General features: G+C 23.9%; 1 pseudogene. It reads right to left on the minus strand.

The features are described from left to right. Positions 1 to 47 precede the first annotated feature (47 nt). A pseudogene (locus tag AYC60_RS03445) lies at positions 48 to 569 on the minus strand (DNA mismatch repair endonuclease MutL); the annotation flags it as partial.

The raw sequence follows: 569 nt of genomic DNA on the forward strand, positions 1-569 counted from the left end.
AAGCTATTTGATTATTTGAAATTTCATCAATTTCAAAACCAAGTTTTTCAAATGTGTCCATATGTATTAAATATGAAATCTTTAACAACTGGACTAACATCTATTAATTCAGGTAAAAGAAGTATTTGAGAACCAATATTCTTTTTCTCAAAACTAGACATAAGTTCTTCATAAAGCAGTCTTTCATGTATAATATGTTGATCATATATTTCTAAATTATTATCTCTATTAACTAATATATATGTATCAAATATTTGACCTAATACTTCATAATATTTTACTTCCCCTTCTTTTTTCTCAAAAAATGGTTTTAAGTATTCCACCTTATTTTCTACTTTAATTTCTTCCTCTTCTTCATAAAAAGGATTTTCATATATTAATTTAGGTTCTCTTACTTCTACATATTTTTCTTCTTTAAAAGTTAAAGTTTCAGGAATAACTTCTTCTTTTACCTCATTTTTTGAAAAAATATTTATCGGTATGTATTCTGTTTCTGTTTTATCTACAACTTCTTCATTAGTTTTTGGTATTATTGTAGGTTGCCAAGTTCTTATATCAAATTCATAAAA

This window comes from Streptobacillus felis, from assembly GCF_001559775.1.
Classification (GTDB): Bacteria; Fusobacteriota; Fusobacteriia; order Fusobacteriales; family Leptotrichiaceae; genus Streptobacillus; species Streptobacillus felis.